Annotated in this window: 16 protein-coding genes; 8 read left to right on the forward strand and 8 right to left on the reverse strand. The window is 69.1% G+C overall.

Annotated elements, in window-relative coordinates; all coding sequences use genetic code 11:
- Positions 1-382: 382 nt before the first annotated feature.
- The 3 genes from ACL03I_RS38405 to ACL03I_RS38415 all read right to left on the reverse strand — a co-directional run bounded on the left by ACL03I_RS38405 (position 383) and on the right by ACL03I_RS38415 (position 3,379).
- Entirely contained in the window at positions 383-1,375 is a 993-nt protein-coding gene (locus ACL03I_RS38405; protein ID WP_397072828.1) for a hypothetical protein, read from the reverse strand.
- A 150-nt stretch (positions 1,376-1,525) separates the two neighbouring features.
- The gene (locus tag ACL03I_RS38410) at positions 1,526-2,590 is read right to left on the reverse strand and encodes an NlpC/P60 family protein (protein ID WP_412808519.1); all 1,065 of its coding nucleotides are present in this window, start codon (positions 2,588-2,590) and stop codon (positions 1,526-1,528) included.
- 219 nt (positions 2,591-2,809) lie between these two features.
- Positions 2,810-3,379, reverse strand: coding sequence for a C40 family peptidase (locus tag ACL03I_RS38415; protein WP_355081457.1), 570 nt, complete (start codon positions 3,377-3,379; stop codon positions 2,810-2,812).
- Positions 3,380-3,975: 596 nt separating this feature from the next.
- Here ACL03I_RS38415 and ACL03I_RS38420 point away from each other — a divergent pair.
- Both ACL03I_RS38420 and ACL03I_RS38425 read left to right on the forward strand, forming a co-directional pair.
- On the forward strand, positions 3,976-5,769 hold the full coding sequence (locus tag ACL03I_RS38420; protein WP_412808520.1) for a DEDD exonuclease domain-containing protein: 1,794 nt from the start codon (positions 3,976-3,978) through the stop codon (positions 5,767-5,769).
- Positions 5,770-5,774: 5 nt separating this feature from the next.
- Positions 5,775-6,050, forward strand: coding sequence for an Lrp/AsnC family transcriptional regulator (locus tag ACL03I_RS38425; RefSeq protein ID WP_067800602.1), 276 nt, complete (start codon positions 5,775-5,777; stop codon positions 6,048-6,050).
- A gap of 4 nt (positions 6,051-6,054) precedes the next feature.
- Here ACL03I_RS38425 and ACL03I_RS38430 read toward each other — a convergent pair whose 3' ends face one another.
- The 3 genes from ACL03I_RS38430 to ACL03I_RS38440 form a co-directional block, all read right to left on the reverse strand.
- A complete protein-coding gene (locus ACL03I_RS38430) occupies positions 6,055-6,336 on the reverse strand; it encodes a hypothetical protein (protein WP_355081461.1) in 282 nt (93 codons plus the stop codon).
- A gap of 233 nt (positions 6,337-6,569) precedes the next feature.
- Complete coding sequence (gene trpD / locus ACL03I_RS38435; RefSeq protein ID WP_412808521.1) at positions 6,570-7,631, reverse strand: anthranilate phosphoribosyltransferase; 1,062 nt, start codon at positions 7,629-7,631, stop codon at positions 6,570-6,572.
- Between the two features lie 359 nt (positions 7,632-7,990).
- Entirely contained in the window at positions 7,991-8,422 is a 432-nt protein-coding gene (locus tag ACL03I_RS38440) for a hypothetical protein (protein ID WP_355079579.1), read from the reverse strand.
- A 196-nt stretch (positions 8,423-8,618) separates the two neighbouring features.
- On the opposite strand from ACL03I_RS38440, the gene ctaE reads away from it, so the two are divergent.
- The 4 genes from ctaE (at position 8,619) to qcrB (ending at position 12,998) form a co-directional block, all read left to right on the forward strand.
- A complete protein-coding gene (ctaE, locus tag ACL03I_RS38445) occupies positions 8,619-9,230 on the forward strand; it encodes an aa3-type cytochrome oxidase subunit III (protein ID WP_039797061.1) in 612 nt (203 codons plus the stop codon).
- A gap of 86 nt (positions 9,231-9,316) precedes the next feature.
- Positions 9,317-10,180 carry a cytochrome bc1 complex diheme cytochrome c subunit gene (qcrC, locus tag ACL03I_RS38450; RefSeq protein WP_355079581.1) on the forward strand — a complete coding sequence of 288 codons (864 nt, stop codon included), beginning with the start codon at positions 9,317-9,319 and terminating at the stop codon, positions 10,178-10,180.
- Between the two features lie 26 nt (positions 10,181-10,206).
- Complete coding sequence (gene qcrA, locus ACL03I_RS38455; protein WP_412808523.1) at positions 10,207-11,382, forward strand: cytochrome bc1 complex Rieske iron-sulfur subunit; 1,176 nt, start codon at positions 10,207-10,209, stop codon at positions 11,380-11,382.
- A complete protein-coding gene (qcrB, locus tag ACL03I_RS38460; RefSeq protein ID WP_355079583.1) occupies positions 11,379-12,998 on the forward strand; it encodes a cytochrome bc1 complex cytochrome b subunit in 1,620 nt (539 codons plus the stop codon). Before qcrA ends, qcrB begins: the two co-directional genes overlap by 4 nt.
- A gap of 67 nt (positions 12,999-13,065) precedes the next feature.
- Here qcrB and ACL03I_RS38465 read toward each other — a convergent pair whose 3' ends face one another.
- Entirely contained in the window at positions 13,066-13,566 is a 501-nt protein-coding gene (locus tag ACL03I_RS38465) for a polyadenylate-specific 3'-exoribonuclease AS (RefSeq protein ID WP_355079585.1), read from the reverse strand.
- 377 nt (positions 13,567-13,943) lie between these two features.
- Between ACL03I_RS38465 and ACL03I_RS38470 the strand changes: the two genes are divergently transcribed.
- Positions 13,944-15,329: a class II 3-deoxy-7-phosphoheptulonate synthase gene (locus ACL03I_RS38470; protein ID WP_355079587.1), complete on the forward strand. Its 1,386-nt coding sequence runs from the start codon at positions 13,944-13,946 to the stop codon at positions 15,327-15,329.
- A gap of 54 nt (positions 15,330-15,383) precedes the next feature.
- Here ACL03I_RS38470 and pknB read toward each other — a convergent pair whose 3' ends face one another.
- Entirely contained in the window at positions 15,384-17,345 is a 1,962-nt protein-coding gene (gene pknB, locus ACL03I_RS38475; protein ID WP_412808522.1) for a Stk1 family PASTA domain-containing Ser/Thr kinase, read from the reverse strand.
- A gap of 118 nt (positions 17,346-17,463) precedes the next feature.
- Between pknB and ACL03I_RS38480 the strand changes: the two genes are divergently transcribed.
- Positions 17,464-17,832: an Rv2175c family DNA-binding protein gene (locus tag ACL03I_RS38480; RefSeq protein WP_355079591.1), complete on the forward strand. Its 369-nt coding sequence runs from the start codon at positions 17,464-17,466 to the stop codon at positions 17,830-17,832.
- Positions 17,833-17,988: the final 156 nt, after the last annotated feature.

Below are 17,988 nucleotides of genomic sequence, written 5' to 3' on the forward strand. Positions count from 1 at the left end.
AAAGGTCGGTCGTTCATCGTCGAGGGCGTTGCGGGGTCGACACGATGAGCGGCGCCGGGTCGGGGGTCATAGGGCGAAAGTGCCGCCTTCGATGAGGATGGTGAGTTCGATGGTGATGAGGACGGTCACCGCCGCTGGCGAGGGTGACTCGCTCACCGCCGGCGACGGACAGGCTTTGTGGGAGCGCCGCCGTGGATCGGGCCGCTGGGATCGTCGCCGCCGTTGTCGCGATCGCGCCACATGCCCCACCGGCGCGTAGGCCGAGCAGCAGCGGGAGCAGGCCGACACCAGTTGCCGCGCGACGCCTTCCGATTCCGCGCCGACGTCCGCTGACCCTGCGTAACGGGTGCCGCACCGGTGCGCTCGCGGCTGTCGGTAGGGGTCAGGCGGTTCGGGTTCGGAGCCACTCGCGCCAGTCGTCGACGAAATCGGCGCGGGGGGTGCCGAGAACTTCGCGGAGGATGCCGTCTTCGGTGGTGGGGTCCTGTTTGCCCGCCGCGATGCGGTGGTAGAGCTGGACGAGGCGGGCTCGGTCGTACTTCTCGGCGACGAAGGCGCAGATCGACCAGGCCTTTTCGTATGTGAAGGCGGCGTCGGGGCCGGAGAAGTCGGTGTCGGGCGGCAGATCCTCGGGGATCCGGCCCGCGTGGGCATGCGCGGTGAGCGTGGGAGCGATGTCGGAGAACCGCTGGTCCTCCCCGTGGTGCGCGGTGTAGTCGGCGAAACCCTCCAGCATCCACAGCGGGGCGCCGTCGACAGTGTCGGCGCGAGCGGCGATGTGGGTGAGTTCATGCCGCAGCAGGGTGGCCATGCCCTCGGGATCGAGGCGGCGTCCGGTGTCGGGGCCGAAGACGACGCGCTGGCCGGTGGGCCGACTGCCCGCCGTGAACGGATCGGCGACGGAGGCGGCGGCGACTTCGGCGGGCAGGAGACCGGGTGAGCGCAGCAGGGCCGCGAACTCGGAGGGCGACGAGGCGACGACGACCAGCGCGGACTGCGCCCAGCCGGGACCCCAGACGTCGGTCACCGCGGCGGTGGCCTCGGCGAGTTCACGTTCCAGCACGTCGATTTCGATCCGCTGGTCGGGATGGCCGACGACCAGGGATCGTCCCCCGTCTCCGGTCGGCACCTGGCGGGCGATGATCGACCCGAACGGTTCGACGATGCGCCGCACCTCGGCCAGCCGGGGATCGGCGGCCGCCGCCTGACCCACCGCCTCGGTCGCTCCCGGCTCCGCGGCCCGCAGTTTCGGCAGCACCGTGTTCGGCAACATGATCAGCGCGACGCACACGCCGGTGAGTGCCACCACCATCGCGACGGTGAGACAGAACTCGAAGCGTCGCCGGGCCGAGCACCACGCGCGCAATCTCCGCATGCCGTTCATCGGCGCGCCCCGGCGGGGGATACGGCTGTGCGGCCGACGGGGTAGGCGCCGCGCCGCCCGCCCGGGTGGGTCACCGTTGCCCGTCGCGGGTTGGTCGGGCTTCGAGTACTGCGGTGCCGCTGGTTGGCTCGCTCACGGCCTCTAGTATCGCCGAGCCGAATGGAACGGCGTCGAGCTCATGGGTGCGACCGCGACGGGCACGCCGAAGGTGGAGGCGTGCAGCATGAGCCCGTTGCCCGCGTAGATGCCGACGTGCGAGATGTCGGAGTAGAAGAACACGACGTCGCCGGGCTGCAGATCCTCCTTGGCCACGGGCGTGCCGTAGGTGGCCTGCTGCGAGCTCGTCCGGGGCACGTTCTTGCCGACCTGCTTGAACGCCCACTGGACGAGGCCGGAGCAGTCGAACTGGTCCGGACCGGTGGCGCCCCAGACGTAAGGGTCGCCGATCCGGGTGAGCCCGGCCGCCAGCGCGCTGGTCCCGCTGCCGGGGACGAGGCCCTGCAAGAGACTGTCCCGGTCGAAGCCGGGCGGGAACGGCGATCCGGCGAGGGCCGACTTGTCCTTGGCCGACAGCGACCCCCAGGCCTGCACCACCTGGGCGATGGCGCCGCCGAGGTCGCTGCGCTTGTGCTCCAGTTCGATGCGCACCGCCTCGGCTTTCTGCGCGGCGGACCGGGCGGCGTCGGCGGCGGTGCGGGCCGCCGATTCGGCGGCGGTCGCGGCGTCGGTGGCCTTCGAGTAGTGGTCGAGCTGCTCGGAGGTCTGCGCGGACACCACGTCCAGCGTGGACATCTGGTCGAGCAGTTGCTGCGGTGAGTCGCTGACCAGCACGGCGAACAGGCGGTTGGTGCGGGCGCCCTGGTAGGCGGCGATCGCGGTGCGGTCGATGACCGGCCGATACCGGCGGATCTCGTCCCTGGCGTGGTTCACCAGGTCGGTGCTGGCGGCCAGCCGAGCGTCGGCGTCACGCTGGACGGCGAGCTTCGCGTCCAACTCGGCTTCCACGCCCAGAGCCTGCTGGTTGAGCTGTTCGGACTGACGAGACAGATCGATCATCCGCTGCACCGCCTCCGTGGCGGTGGAGGGAAGCGCCACCGGATCCGCTCCGGCCGGGCCGCCGCCGTAGAGACCGGCGGCCAGCAATCCGGCTGCCAGCGTCCCTCCCACCAGACGTTTGGTCTGCTGTCCCCGGTGATGCTCAGCCACAGCCCGCGGTGCCCCGTTCTCTCGTGCAGCGATCTCTCGCGAAACCGACGCGGAAGCCTTCGACGAACCCCGAGGTTTGCGCCGGGCGAACCCGGGGTAATCGGTGGAAGGTCTCGGTTAGGTTACGGAACGGCCCACATCGATGTCCAGTAGAGAACGAATTGATCACAGGGCCGTGGTGCGGTCGGGCCGCGATCTCGCGGCCCGACCAGCTGCTTCTCAGAAGCGGCGAGCGCCCGCGATCGGCATGGAGGAGATCGGCGCCACCTTCACGGGCTGGCCCGAGGTGGACGCGTGCACGACGTTGCCGTCACCGGCGTAGAGGCCGGAGTGTCCGCCGCCGTAGAACGAGACGAGGTCGCCAGGGCGCAGATCGTCCAGGGACACGGGGCTGCCCGCGGCGAGCTGGGCGCCGCTGGTGCGGGGCAGTTCGATGCCCGCCTGGCGGTAGGACCACTGGACCAGGCCGGAGCAGTCGAACGCGTCCGGGCCCGCGGCGCCGTAGACGTACGGCGAGCCGACCTTGCTCAGGGCGGCGTCCAGCGCGATGTCGCCGGAGGCCTTGGGTGCGACGAAGGGCAGGGGAGCGGGGCCGGGCAGCTCGACGCCCGGAATGCCCGGCGGAACCGGCAGCTCGTTCGGAACGTCGAAGGTTCCCACGCCGGGGACGGTCACCGGCTGGGCCGACGCGGGGGCTGCGGGCAGCAGGAACGCGCCGATGGTGGCAGCGCCGACGGCCCCGGCGGCAACAGCGCGCTTCGCCTGACGCTTGGCGGCGTTGGTCGTCATGATGCGGTACTCCCAATCTGCCTCACGACGCCGCACCCGGTGGTGCCGCGGACTTCGTCGGCGCCGCACCGGTCGGCGCGGCGGGACTCCGTGAGGTCTCGAAAAGGTTACGAACACATCACGGTCGTTTGTAAAGCGTCGGCGAAGCGAAATGGGGTTGCTCAACAATTTCAGCGGCTAATGGATGTGAGATACGTCCCACCGAATCACGAAAAGATAACGGCGGGGTAATCGTGCGAGAGCGCGCGTTCGGGCAGGGTCGCGCGGCGGGGTGGACCGGTCGGCTACCCCGGGTGGGTCTGCAGGGTGTTTTCCCAGGTAGTGGCGGATAATGTGCCATAGGTTCCGATATGGTCGCTCGTTCGTACACCGTAGAGCCAGGGGTTGTCGACACGCCCGAGGGCGGGAGATCGCTTTTCGCGGGACTCGCCGCAATGTTTGATACAGTTTTGAACCTTATGTGATCTGGGTCTCTTTTCCGCATTTCTAGATCATTTCCCGGGTATCGCCCCGAAATCTCCACGGTGTCATTCGGACATTTCGTGGCGTATTCGCGTGCTCGGTTCCTGTCGGACCGTGGCCCTACGCTGCTCGCCGTGTCCGATCCCGTGCCGCGCCCGGCCGTCCAGCAGCTGGCTTTCGACGAGCTCGACACTCCCTTGTACGACACGACTTTCGTGGTCGTGGACCTGGAGACCACCGGGACCAGTCCCGCGGCCGACGGCATCACCGAGATCGGAGCGGTGAAGGTGCGCGGCGGGGAGGTGCTCGGCGAATTCGCGACACTGGTCAACCCGGGACGAGCGATACCGCCCGCGATCGTGCACGTCACGGGCATCACCACCGCGATGGTGTACGCCGCGCCGCGCATCGAGGCGGTGCTGCCCGGCTTCCTGGAGTTCGCCGCGGGCGCGGTGCTGGTCGCGCACAACGCACGGTTCGACATGGCGTTCCTGCGTGCCGCCGCGGCGCAGTGCGACACCGCATGGCCGGCCGCGCAGGTGCTGTGCACCGTGAAGCTGGCGCGACGGGTGCTCGGGCGCGACGAGGCGCCTTCCGTGCGGCTGGGTTCGCTGGCCCGGCTGCTCGGCGCCACCACGCAGCCGACGCACCGGGCACTGCAAGACGCGCGCGCGACCGTCGACGTGCTGCACGCCCTGATCGCGCGGGTCGGGAACCAAGGCGTCCACAGTCTCACCGAGCTGCTCGACTACCTGCCCGACGTCACGCCCCGGCAGCGCTCCAAACGCGTCCTCGCGGCCGATCTCCCCGCCGCTCCGGGGGTGTATTTGTTCCGCGGTCCCTCGGACGAAGTCCTATATATAGGCACGGCTGTGAACCTGCGCCGCCGCGTCCGTAACTACTTCACCGGTTCGGAGACCAGAGGGCGGATGAAAGAGATGGTCTCGCTGGCGATTCGGGTCGACCACGTGGTGTGCGCGCACGCGCTCGAGGCGGGGGTGCGCGAACTGCGGCTGTTGGTGGCGCACACCCCGCCCTACAACCGCCGGTCGAAATTCCCGAAACGGGCCTGGTGGCTCACTCTCACCGACGAGCCGTTCCCGCGGTTCTCGGTGGTGCGCGAGCCCGGCCGGGACGCGTTGGGGCCGTTCAACTCCCGCAACGACGCCGCCGACCTGGGCGTGATCATCGCCGAATTCACCGGGTTGCGCACCTGCACGGCACGGCTGTCAAGGAACGCGGCGCACGAGTGCCCGCCCGCCCTGGTCGGCGGATGTCCAGCGGGCTCCGAGGGAAAGCCGCTGGACATGGCGCAGTACGCGCCCGCGTCCGCGCTCGTGCGCGCGTTGTTCGCCGGGCGCAGCGACGCGCCGATCCGGTTCATGCTCGACCGCATCGAAACTCATTCGCGCGCGGAACATTTCGAGGCGGCGGCGCGGCTGCGCGATCGCGCGGCGCGAGTGGTGCGCGCGCTGCGGCGCACCCAGCGACTGGCCGCGGTGGCGCGCATCGCCGAGCTGATCGCCGCGCATCCCGACGGTGACGGCGGGTGGGAGTTCGCGGTCATCCGGTACGGCCGCCTGGCCGGTTCCGGCACCGCCCAGCGGGGCGTGCCGCCGATGCCCATCGTGGAGCAGATCGTGGCCGCCGCCGAAACAGTGGTTCCGGCCGGGGTTGCCGGACCGCATGTGCAGGACCACGCCAGGTCTCCGGTCGAGAACGCCCCGCCTTTACGCGGCGCGTCTCCCGAGGAAGTGGCGCTGGTCGTACGCTGGCTGGCCCGGCCCGGCGTACGCATCGTGCGGACCACGGACGGGTATCACGAGCCGCTCTTCGGCGCGGCGCGCTGGCTGGGCTGGGCGGAACTGGCCGACGCGGCGGTCAGCGCCCAACCGACCGAGGAAGGTTATCTGGACCGCTTAGGCTGAGCGTCATGATTACCGCGATCGTCCTGATCCACGCCGACAACGGCCGCATCCCGGAGACCGCGCAGGCGGTCGCGGACACCGACGGCGTCGCCGAGGTCTACTCCTGCGCGGGTGACGTGGACCTGATCGCGATCGTGCGGGTACGTGACCACGAGCAGATCGCCGATGTGGTGACCGGCCGGATCGACAAGACACCGGGTGTCCTGCGCACCACGACCCATATCGCGTTCAAGTCGTATTCGCGCGCCGAAGTGGAGGCGGCGTTCTCGCTCGGCGAATAGTCCCTCAGTCCCGCACCCGGACACTGCGCACGGCGAAATAGGCGCCGTCGTTCGGTGGCAGCACGACGACGTCGCCCGAGCAGTCCGGCGACTCGTACAAGTGCGCGACGCCGTCGGTGCGGTTGCGGATCTCCACGTCGGACCCGTCGCCGACCTCGACGCAGCCGACCGGGTTCTCGTACACGACGCCGTCGGCGAACAAAACGCCTCCGGCCGCATTCGCTCCTGGGGCGGCGGCGATGCCTGCCGTGGCGAGGACGGCGAGTAGCGGAACAAAAAGTCGCATGTCGGTGCTCCTCGTCGGTCGAACCGATCGACGCGGTGCCCGACTCGGCATGCGCCGAATTGTCCGGCCGACGTTACCGGCCGCGACGATCCCGGCCACGGCCCTCGCTCAGGTCAGCGTGTCGGCGCATGTCCCCAGCGGCGATGTCGGAGCATCGGCACGGCCAGGTCGGCGCGGAAGCCGCGGCAGCGTGCACGAGCCGGGCATCGCTGCGGGCACCGAGCCGGCCCGCGTCAGTTGTCGCCGAGCGTCTGCGTCAGCTTCGCCCAGCGCTCCAGCAACGCTGTGGCGGCGCCCGTGTCGATCGCCTCGGCGGCGCGCTCGACGCCTGCCGCGAGCGCGGCGTGCAGGTCGGCGTCGGGATCGCCGACGCCGCGCGACCAGTCGTAGGTCAGGATCGCCGCGGCCGAATTCAGCAGGACCGCGTCCCGGACCGCGCCACCGCGACCGGCGAGCACGTCGCGGGCCACGCCCGCGTTCACCTCGCTGTCGCCGCCGCGCAGCGCGTCCAGATCGACCCGCGGGATGCCGATGCGGGTCGGATCGATGGTGGTTCGGCGCGTTCGTCCACCCGACACGATCCACGCCTCGGTGGTGTCCGAGGTGGTGATCTCGTCGAGGCCGTCGTTGCCGCGCACCACCAGCGCGCTCGCGCCGCGTTCGGCGAACACGCCCGCGATCACGGGCAGCAGGTCGGCGAACGCGCAGCCGACCAGCCCGGCGCGCGGCTGCGCGGGGTTGGTCAGCGGCCCCAGCACGTTGAAGACGGTCGGGATGCCGATCTGGCTGCGCGCCGCGCCCGCGTACCTCAGGGCGGGATGGAACACGGCCGCGAAGCAGAAACCGATGCCGACTTCCCGCACGCAGCGAGCCACCGCCTCGGGACCGAGGGCGAGCTTCACGCCCAGCGCCTCCAGCACATCGGCGCCGCCGCTCTTCGACGATGCGGCCCGGTTCCCGTGCTTGACCACGGGCACCCCCGCCGCGGCCACCACGATCGAGGACATGGTGGAGATGTTCACCGAGCCGGACCGGTCGCCTCCGGTGCCGACGATGTCGACCGCGTCGCCATCGATCCGCACCAGCCGGGCGTGCTCGAGCATGCCGCTGGCCAGGCCGGTCAGCTCGGCGGGCGTGGGTCCCTTGATCTTCATGGCGACGCCGAACGCGGCGATCTGCGCGGGGGTGGCGTTGTCGGACATGATCTCGCTCATCGCCCACGCCGTGTCGTCCGCGGCCAGGTCGCCACCGTCGGCGAGGGTTCCGAGCACCTGGGGCCAGCTGCGCACGCTCATTCCACACTTCTCCCGTCACACTGGTTCGCGCACCAGTTTGTCCGCAAGCAGCCTAGCTGTGTTAGTTCTTCCAGCGCCTGCGGCGCTGGGTGTTCGCGGCCCCTTTATGGCTCGCGTGTGCGCGACCGCCGCTTGCTCCTTCGTCGCCTACGCGGCGGCCGCGCACACGCGAGCCGGGCCAACGGCGGATGCTCGGTCTCGCTTCGCTCGAAAGACGTGGCTGGGGTGCGCTGGGCGCGTTGGTGGTCGAAGTCGGGCGGGGCGCGCGGTTCGGGAGTTGTGTTCGCTCGGCCACGGCTTCGTCACACGTGCGAGTTGTCGCTGCCGGAGTCGTCGGGGAACCCCGGTCGGCGGGGCTGTTACGGCTGTGGGCTCGGTTGCAGGGCGTCCCAGCCGTCGGCGTGGCCGTCGTGGCGTTGGGCGAGACCGGCCATGCGGGAGCGCTCCTGGGAGCAGTGCAGGGCGTCGAGCAGTTGCACGCGCCGCAGGATCAGCGGCTCGAACTCGTCGGTGCCCGGGCCGCTCACCTGCGGTGCGGGGGAGTAGCCGTCCTGCGCGGCGATCGCGCAGACGGCCTGCACGTGCCGGGGCGGGATGCGCAGGTGATGCCGCAGCACGGCGGGAGCATCCGGTGCCAGCCCCGTCGCGCGCGCCAGCGCGGCCGAACACGCCTCCGCGTCGTCGAAACTCGACGCGACCACGACCAGGTCCGCCCGGTCCGGGTCGAGAGCGGTGTCCCGGTCCCGCCGGAACAGTCGTCGCCACAGTCCCGGCGTCGCCTTCACCTTCATCTCAGCTTCTCCTTACCCTCGCCTGTCATGCTGGCCGGGCGTTCGTCCGCGCGTGCGACTCGTACCCGGTTCGCGCATCCGGCTCGTACCGGCCCTGCCTGGTCGAGAGCCCGCTCTCCCTGCGTTTTCCGACACGGAGGAACGAGTTTCGTACCCGGCTACTGCCGTCGTACTACGACGAGTCATACTTACCCCCGTGACGACCGCAGTAGGGACCCCAGGATCGGCCATTACCCAGCGTGTGCATTCGCTGAACCGGCCCAACATGGTCAGCGTCGGTACCATCATCTGGCTGTCGAGCGAGCTGATGTTCTTCGCCGGCCTGTTCGCGATGTACTTCGTCGCCCGCGCCCAGGCGCACGGTAACTGGCCGCCGGAGCCGACCGAGCTGAACCTGAAGCTCGCAGTGCCGGTCACGACCGTGCTGGTCGCGTCGTCGTTCACCTGCCAGATGGGCGTGTTCGCCGCGGAGAAGGGCGACGTGTTCGGCCTGCGCCGCTGGTACGTCATCACTCTGATCATGGGCGCGTTCTTCGTCGGCGGCCAAGGCTACGAGTACATGAACCTCGCGCACGAGGGCACCACGATCTCCAGCAGCTCCTACGGCTCGGTGTTCTTCATCACCACCGGCTTCCACGGTCTGCACGTCATCGGCGGTCTGATCGCGTTCGTGTTCCTGCTCATGCGCACCAAGGTCAGCAAGTTCACCCCCGCGCAGGCCACCGCCGCGATCGTCGTCTCCTACTACTGGCACTTCGTCGACATCGTGTGGATCGGGTTGTTCGCCACGATCTACTTCGTCCGCTGATCGTGGTCGCCGCGCCGCCTCGGCGGGCGCGGCGCGACCCGAGATCTTTCGCACAAGTCGGTTCCGTCTACTCCAAAGGGACACAGATGAGTTCATCTCCCCCGTCAGCGCCAGAGCCCGCCAGCCCCGGGAACGGCCAGGCCAGCAAGACGCGCAGGCAGCGGCGCGTTCGCCGTCGCATCGCGGGCGGACTTGCGCTGCTGGTGGGCCTCGTCGGAGCAGGCTTCCTGGCATCGGCCCTCACGCCGGACCCGCAGCGGGCCACCGCGCACGAGGACCAGTCCGCGCTCATCCGCGAGGGCGAGCAGCTCTACGACACGTCCTGCATCACCTGCCACGGCGCGAACCTGCAGGGTGTGGCCGACCGTGGTCCCAGCCTGATCGGCGTCGGCGAGGCCGCGGTCTACTTCCAGGTGTCCTCCGGCCGCATGCCGATGGCCCGTAACGAGGCCCAGGCGCAGCGCAAGCCGCCGAAGTTCGACGCCCACCAGACCGACGCGCTGAGCGCGTTCGTGGCTGCCCACGGCGGCGGTCCGACCGTGGTCCGCGACGCCAACGGCGAGGTCGCCCAGGAGTCGATGCGCGGCGACGACATCGCCCGCGGCTCGGAGCTGTTCCGCATGAACTGCGCGTCCTGCCACAACTTCACCGGACGCGGCGGCGCGCTGTCCTCCGGTAAGTTCGCGCCGCCGCTGGAACCGGCGAGCGAGCAGCAGATCTACGCCGCGATGATCACCGGCCCGCAGAACATGCCGAAGTTCTCCGATCGCCAGCTGAGCGCGGAGGAGAAGCGCGACATCATCGCCTACGTCAAGAACGCGACCGAGGAGCACAGCCCGGGCGGCTGGGATCTCGGCGGGTTCGGTCCCGCGACCGAGGGCCTGGCCATCTGGGTGGTCGGCATCACGCTCGTCGTCGGCGCCGCGATGTGGATCGGATCCAGGTCATGAGCAATAGCGAGAAGGAGCGAGACGACATGGGTCGGCCGGATGAGGGCCACGACGCGCATCTGTCGAAGGAGCAGTCGGTGAACGCCAACCCGGCGGAGCCCACCGAGGCGGACCTCGACAAGATGTCGCGCGACGAGCTGGTCAAGCTCGGTACCGAGCGCGACGGCGTCGACGTCGCCTACCGCCGCGAGCGCTTCCCGATCCCCGGGACCCGGGCGGAGAAGCGCGCCGAGCGCGCGGTCACCTTCTGGTTCGCCGTGTCCGGCATCGCGGCCGCGGCGCTGGTCGGTGTGTTCCTGTTCTGGCCGTGGGAGTTCAAGGCCAAGGACGAGGAGGGCCACGGGCTCTACTCGCTGTTCACCCCGCTGGTCGGCCTGACCTTCGGCATCTCGGTGCTGGTCATCGGCGTGGCGGTGGTGCTGATCCGCAAGCTGTTCATCCCCGCCGAACTCTCCATCCAGGAGCGGCACGACGGTCCGTCGCCGGAGGTCGAGCGCCGCACCCTGGTCGCCGAGCTGCAGGACGCGCTGGACACCTCCACGCTCGGCCGCCGCAAGATGATCACCCGCACCGCGGGCGCGGGCGTCGGTGTACTCGGCGTCGGCGCGCTGCTGGTCTTCGTCGGCGGTCTGATCAAGAACCCGTGGGCAAAGGGCGACAAGTCGCCGCTGTGGGTCTCCGGCTGGACCCCGGACTTCCCGGGCGAGACCATCTACATCCGCCGCGACACCGGTCGCCCGGAGGACGTGGTGCTGGTGCGTCCGGAGGACCTGGACGCGGGCGCCATGGAGACGGTGTTCCCGTGGAAGGAGAAGTGGCGCGGTGACGAGCACGCGACCCTGCAGTCGCTGCGCGGCATCCGCAACGCCGTCATGCTGATCCGCCTGCGTACCGAGGACGCGCAGAAGGCGATCAAGCGCAAGGGTCAGGAGAGCTTCAACTACGGCGACTACTTCGCCTACTCGAAGATCTGCACCCACCTCGGCTGCCCGACCTCGCTGTTCGAGCAGCAGACCAACCGGATCCTGTGCCCCTGCCACCAGTCGCAGTTCTCCGCGACCGAGTGGGGCAAGCCGGTCTTCGGTCCCGCCGCTCGCGCGCTGCCGCAGCTGCCGATCACCGTCAACGCTGAGGGCTTCCTGGTCGCCAACGGCGACTTCATCGAGCCGCTCGGCCCGGCCTACTGGGAGCGCCGTTCATGAGTCCTTCAGTCGCAGCCCAAGCCAGCGAGGCGGACGAGCGCTACCGCGCCGCCGCGTTCATGAAGCGGTCGATCAACAAGGTCTTCCCGACGCATTGGTCGTTCCTGCTCGGCGAGATCGCGCTCTACAGCTTCATCATCCTGCTGCTGTCGGGCGTCTACCTGACCTTGTTCTTCGATCCCTCGATGAGCGAGGTCGTCTACAACGGCGCCTACCAGCCGCTGCGCGGCGTGACCATGTCGCGCGCCTACGAGACCGCGCTGAACATCACCTTCGAGGTCCGCGGCGGTCTGTTCGTCCGGCAGGTCCACCACTGGGCGGCCCTGCTGTTCGCGGCGTCGATCATCATCCACCTGTTCCGTATCTTCTTCACCGGCGCGTTCCGCAAGCCGCGTGAGGCGAACTGGGTGATCGGCTCGCTGCTGCTGATCCTGGCGATGTTCGAGGGCTTCTTCGGTTACTCGCTGCCCGACGACCTGCTCTCCGGCACCGGCCTGCGGGCCGCGTTCGGCGGTATCACCATGAGCATCCCGATCGTCGGTACCTGGATGCACTGGCTGATCTTCGGCGGTGACTTCCCCGGCGAGATCATCATTCCGCGGCTCTACATCGCGCACGTGCTGTTGTTCCCCGGCATCATCCTGGCGTTGATCGCCGCGCACGTGGCGCTGGTGTGGTACCAGAAGCACACCCAGTTCCCCGGGCCCGGTCGCACGGAGAACAACGTGGTGGGCGCCCGGATCGTGCCGGTGTTCGCCGCCGACCAGGGCGCGTTCTTCGCCTTCACCCTCGGCATCGTGGGCATCATGGGTGGCGTGTTCCAGATCAACCCGATCTGGAACCTGGGTCCGTACAACCCGTCGCAGGTGTCGGCGGGTTCGCAGCCGGACTTCTACATGATGTGGACCGACGGCATGGCGCGATTGATGCCGCCGTGGGAGCTGTACCTGGGCCGCTACACCGTGCCCGCCGTCTTCTGGGTCGCGCTGATCATGGGTCTGGTGTTCACGGTGCTGATCGCCTACCCGTGGATCGAGAAGCGGCTCACCGGCGACAACGCCGCGCATCACAACCTGTTGCAGCGTCCGCGTGACGTCCCGGTCCGGACCGCGATCGGCGCGATGGCCATCGCGTTCTATGTGGTGCTCACGCTGTCGTGCGTCAACGACATCCTCGCGCTGAAGTTCGACATCTCGCTGAACGCGACCACCTGGATCGGCCGCATCGGACTGCTCGTCGCCCCGCCGGTGGCGTACTACCTCACCTACCGGTTCTGCCTCGGCCTGCAGCGCAGCGACCGGGCGGTGCTCGAGCACGGTATCGAGACCGGTGTGATCAAGCGCCTGCCGCACGGCGAGTACATCGAGGTGCACCAGCCGCTCGGCCCGGTCGACGACCACGGCCACCCGATCCCGCTGGAGTACCAGGGCGCGCCCGTGCCGAAGAAGATGAGCAAGCTGGGTTCGGCCGGCAAGCCCGGCACCGGCAGCTTCCTGCGCGCGGATCCGCAGGAGGAGAGCGATCGGCACTTCGAGATCGAGCACGCCGAAGAGCACAAGCAGCTGAAGGTGCTGCAGCAGGCGCAGGAGGCGGCGAACGGCAAGCACGGCCACTGACGCCCCGGCCACGGAAAGCCCCGAGTCGAATACGACTCGGGGCCTTTTCGCGTCTATGCCGCCTATGTCAGAGGCGTGGCGCCGCGCGGCGTGCGGCCTCGATTGCCTCGAATTTGGCGAGGTTGTGCCGGGCGTCGGCGAGCGCGTCGTGCGCGTCCGGCGGGATCGGCGGAAGTTCGGGACGGCCGTGCGACTCCCAGTGCTGACGCAATTCATTGGTGTAGCGCGGCAGCGCGTTGGGCAGATCGACCATCGAGCCCCACAACTGGCACAGGGCGACGTGATCGTAGGCGGACACCCAGGCCCACAACTCCGGCTGCACGGTCGGCCGCGGCACCAGGAACGCGTACAGCTCGTCGCGGATCCGGTCGCGGCTGCGCCACAGCGGAGAGGAGGGCGAAGGCAGCTGCGGCAGTACGAATTTGCGCACCCAGGGCCCCGCACGTTCGGCATCGAATTCGGTGGACACCGCGTAGTACTCCCGGCCGTCCTCGCAGACGACGCCGATGGAGACCAGATCGATGGTCACTCCGTCCTCGATGAATTCGCAGTCATAAAAATATCTCAAGCACGGTGCCTCTCTGATATCTGCGCTGGCAGGGATTTCGGCAGCAATTGGGTGCGGAATGGCTGGTGTTCTCGTATGCAGTGTAGAAGGTCGTGCACGGAGGGTACGAGCGCGAGGGCCGTGTGGCAAGGAGAGAATCCTGCCCTGGAAACTGGATAGAAGAATCCTTCGGAAATGGATTTTCGTCATATCGCCGGTATCAAGTCGGGCAACCGAAAATCCTCGAATTCCGCGATGGCGCTGAAGACGACAAATCGAACCACACGGTCTTGCTCCGCGGCGGCACCCGCTGGGCAGAACACATTCACCCTGGGTGGAGCGATTCCAGCCCTGGGACTGGGTGTCCCCACGGGGCGTGCGGTCCGTATTCTGAACTCGTGAACTGGACCGTCGACGTACCCATCGATCGCCTGCCGGAACTGCCGCCGCTGCCCACCGAGCTGCGCAGGCGGTTGGACGACGCGCTGGCGCGGCCCGCGCTGCAGCAGCCGTCCTGGGATCCGGAGCAGGCGGCCAACATGCGCACAGTGCTGGAGAGCGTCCCGCCGATTTGCGTGCCCGCCGAGGTGGAGGAGCTGCGTGGCCAGCTGGCCGAGGTGGCCCGCGGTGAAGCGTTCCTCCTGCAGGGCGGCGACTGCGCGGAGACCTTCGCCGACAACACCGAGCCGCACATTCGCGGCAATATTCGTACTCTTCTGCAAATGGCGGTGGTGCTCACCTACGGCGCGAGCCTGCCGGTGGTGAAGGTCGCGCGGATCGCGGGCCAGTACGCCAAACCGCGCTCCTCGGACACCGATTCGCGCGGGCTCAAGTCCTACCGCGGCGACATGGTGAACTCGCTGGTCGCCGACGCCGCGCTGCGCGAGCACGACCCGTCGCGCTTGGTCCGGGCCTACGCCAACGCGAGTGCGGCAATGAACCTGGTGCGCGCGCTGACCGGCGCGGGCATGGCCGACCTGCACAAGGTGCACGACTGGAACCGCGACTTCGTGGCCAAATCGCCCGCTGGCGCGCGCTACGAGGCGCTGGCCGAGGAGATCGACCGCGGCTTGAGGTTCATGACCGCGTGCCGGGTGAACGACCCGAGCCTGAAGTCGGCCCGCATCTACGCCAGCCACGAAGCGCTCGTGCTGGACTACGAGCGCGCCATGCTGCGCCTGAGCGAGAACGCGATCGGCGAGCCGGTGCTCTACAACCTGTCGGCGCACTTCCTCTGGATCGGCGAGCGCACCCGCCAGCTCGACGGAGCGCACATCGCGTTCGCGGAACTGCTGGCCAACCCGATCGGCCTGAAGATCGGCCCGTCCACCACGCCCGAGCAGGCCGTGGAGTACGTCGAGCGGCTCGACCCGAACAACGAGCCGGGCCGGCTGACCATCGTGTCCCGCATGGGCCACAGCAAGGTCCGCGACGTGCTGCCGCCGATCATCGAGAAGGTGCAGGCCACCGGTCACCAGGTGATCTGGCAGTGCGACCCGATGCACGGCAACACCCACGAGTCGTCCACCGGCTTCAAGACCCGCCACTTCGACCGCATCGTCGACGAGGTGCAGGGCTTCTTCGAGGTGCACCACGCGCTCGGCACGCATCCCGGCGGCATGCACATCGAACTCACCGGAGAGGACGTCACCGAATGCCTCGGCGGCGCCCAGGACATCTCCGACCTCGATCTGTCCGGCCGCTACGAGACCGCCTGCGACCCCAGGCTGAACACTCAGCAGTCGCTGGAGTTGGCGTTCCTCGTCGCCGAAATGCTGCGCTGAGGTCCGATCCCCGGCCGCGCGGTCTTCCCTGACCCGCGGCCGGTGCGCTTCCCGCTAGGGAAGGGCCACGATGGTGACCGTGTCGCCCGCCTCCAGGTTGACCCCGATGGCCGGAGTCTGTGAGACCACCAGGGAGCTGTCCGCGCGCGCCAACTGCTTCACCTCGACCCGCAAACCGAGGCTCTCCAGCTTGGTGCGGGCGTTGGCCACGGTCCACCCGCGGACGTCGGGCATCTTCAAAGCGTTGGAGATCAGCAGGACGACGCCGTCGCCCGATTGGATGGTTGCGCCCGCGCCCGGCTGGGTGCCGATGGCCTTGTCCGCCTCGACGCTGCGGTCGAACTGAGGTTTGGTCTCACGCACCGCGATGCCGGCGGCGGTGAGGATCTTGGTGGCTTCGTCGGTCGACTTGCCGCGCACGTCGGGAACCTTCACCGGCTGGGAACCCTTGCTGCGGTATACCTTCACCTGCGCGCCGAGAGGCAGCACGGTCCCCGGGTTCGGTTCCACCCGGGCGACCGTCCCCTTGGGCGCGGTATTGGACACTTCGCCCGCGTCGACCGGTTGCAGGCCGTTGTCCCGGATCAACTGGTTGACCTTCGACACCTGGTCACCCGCTTTGACGTCCGGTACCTTCGGCTTGCCGTTGGAGACCAGGACGGCGACCGTCGACCCTTTGGTGATCTTGGATCCGGCCGAAGGGTCGCTGCCGACCACGCCGCCGACCGGGATCGCGTCCGACGCCTTCTGGCGGATCTCGGTCTCGAAGCCGGCATTCTGCAGGGTGGCGACCGCCTTGTCGGTGTCCAGCCCCGCGATGGGTGGCACCGCAGAATAGCGACCGACACCGAGCCACCAGCCGCCGATGCCGACCAGCAGGGTGAGCACCGCGACGATGGCCACCCACACCCAGACCGTGCGCCGCGAGCGGTTGATGTCGTCGGAATAGGGCGGATACGGCGCCGCGGGATGCGCTTGGCGCACCGGTTGCGGCCGGTCGTAGGCATCCGGCGCGTCGTGGTCGATGCGGGGCCGCTGGGCGGTGACCACTCGGGTGTGCTGCACCGGCTGCGGCGGGTGGGCAGACGCCCCGGCGAAGCCAGGCTGGTCGTCGCGATCCGGCTGCACGGCTCGGTAGCCTGCGCTGAGATGCTCGGCGGAGTCCTGCGGCGTGGGCACCCGATAGGCGGGTAGCCGCAGCTCGGCGCCGATCAGCCGCAGCGCGGCCGCCATCTCGTTCGCGTCCGCGAACCGGTGCGCGGGTTCGCGCGCGGTCGCCTTGGCGACCAGTTCGTCGAACTCGGGCGGTACCCCGGAGATGAAAGCGCTCGGACTCGGCACATCGTTCTCGATGCGTTGATAGGCCACCGAGATCGACGTGTCGCCGGTGAACGGAACCCGGCCGGTGAGCAACTCGAAGATCAGCACGCCGAAGGAGTAGACGTCGCTGCGCGAGTCGGCGGAGCCGCTGGTGACCTGCTCGGGCGACAGATAGGCGGCGGTGCCGAGGATGACGCTCGCCGATGTGGTGTTCGCCGCCGCCACCGCGCGCACCAGACCGAAATCGGCGATCTTCACCTCGCCCGCGTCGGAGATCAACACGTTCTCCGGCTTGATGTCGCGGTGCACCAGTCCCGCGGAGTGCGCGACGCCGATGGCCGCGAGTACGGGTTCGGCGACAGCGCGCACGGCGTGCGGCGGCATCGGGCCGCGTTCGCGCAGCAACTCGCGCAGCGTGCCGCCCTCGACCAGCTCCATGATCAGGAAGGGGTGATCGCCGTCGATGCCCTGGTCGTACACCGCGACCAGAGAAGGATGCTTGAGTTTGGCGACCGCGCGCGCCTCGAACTCGAATCGGGACAGGAACTGGGGGTCGCCCGCGAACTTCGGATCCATCACCTTGATGGCGACCGGCCGGTCCAGGCGGGTGTCGACCCCGCGGAAGACCATCGACATTCCGCCGCGGGCGATCGGCGCATCGATCCGATAGCGCCCTTCCAGCATCTGGCCGATCAAGAGAAGTCCTCCGGCTTTCACAAAGTCAGCCGCTCCGTGCGGCCCCCACGATGGTATCGACTCGCACCACCCCGGGTGTCTCACGACGTGCGGCGCGCGACCGTCTACCGTTGTCCGGGTGAGTGCATTTCCCTGCAGTGACGACGTCCTTCCGCAGTCGGTGACCCTGGTGTCGCTGCCGGAGGTGGCCGAGCGACTCGGGCTTGTGGTAACCCGGGTGCACCAGATGTTGCGCGACCATCAATTGATCGCCGTCCGCAGAGAAGGCGTGGCGGGTGTCCCCGAGCGGTTCTTCGACGACACCGGCGCGGTCGTGAAGCCGCTGCCCGGCCTGATCACCGTGATGCGCGACGCCAAGTACACCGACGAGGAGATCCTGGAGTGGATCTTCACCGACGACGACACCCTGCCCGGCAAGCCGGTCGACGCCCTGCACGGGCCCCTTGCCCGCGAAGTCCTGCGCCGGGCCGCCGCGGATCCGTTCTGAGTTTTTGGCCGCGCGGGCGCGGCGTGGTGGGGGGCCCGGGGGGGGGGGGGGGGGGGGGGGGCGGCGCGGGGGGGGGGGGGGGGGGGGCCCGGGGGGGGGGCCCCCCCCGCCCCCCCCCCCCCGCCCCGCCGGGGGGGGGGGGGGGGGGGCAACAGG

The organism is Nocardia sichangensis (assembly GCF_047200615.1).
GTDB classification, from domain to species: Bacteria; Actinomycetota; Actinomycetes; order Mycobacteriales; family Mycobacteriaceae; genus Nocardia; species Nocardia sichangensis.

What these genes read in the sequence shown, in the direction of transcription:
- ACL03I_RS38430 (WP_355081461.1), bottom strand. Translation starts at nt 6,336, where the DNA reads ATGCGACTTTTTGTTCCGCTACTCGCCGTCCTCGCCACGGCAGGCATC.
- ACL03I_RS38415 (WP_355081457.1), bottom strand. Translation starts at nt 3,379, where the DNA reads ATGACGACCAACGCCGCCAAGCGTCAGGCGAAGCGCGCTGTTGCCGCC.
- ACL03I_RS38405 (WP_397072828.1), bottom strand. Translation starts at nt 1,375, where the DNA reads ATGCGGAGATTGCGCGCGTGGTGCTCGGCCCGGCGACGCTTCGAGTTC.
- qcrC (WP_355079581.1), top strand. Translation starts at nt 9,317, where the DNA reads ATGAGTTCATCTCCCCCGTCAGCGCCAGAGCCCGCCAGCCCCGGGAAC.
- qcrB (WP_355079583.1), top strand. Translation starts at nt 11,379, where the DNA reads ATGAGTCCTTCAGTCGCAGCCCAAGCCAGCGAGGCGGACGAGCGCTAC.
- ACL03I_RS38440 (WP_355079579.1), bottom strand. Translation starts at nt 8,422, where the DNA reads ATGAAGGTGAAGGCGACGCCGGGACTGTGGCGACGACTGTTCCGGCGG.
- qcrA (WP_412808523.1), top strand. Translation starts at nt 10,207, where the DNA reads ATGGGTCGGCCGGATGAGGGCCACGACGCGCATCTGTCGAAGGAGCAG.
- ACL03I_RS38425 (WP_067800602.1), top strand. Translation starts at nt 5,775, where the DNA reads ATGATTACCGCGATCGTCCTGATCCACGCCGACAACGGCCGCATCCCG.
- trpD (WP_412808521.1), bottom strand. Translation starts at nt 7,631, where the DNA reads ATGAGCGTGCGCAGCTGGCCCCAGGTGCTCGGAACCCTCGCCGACGGT.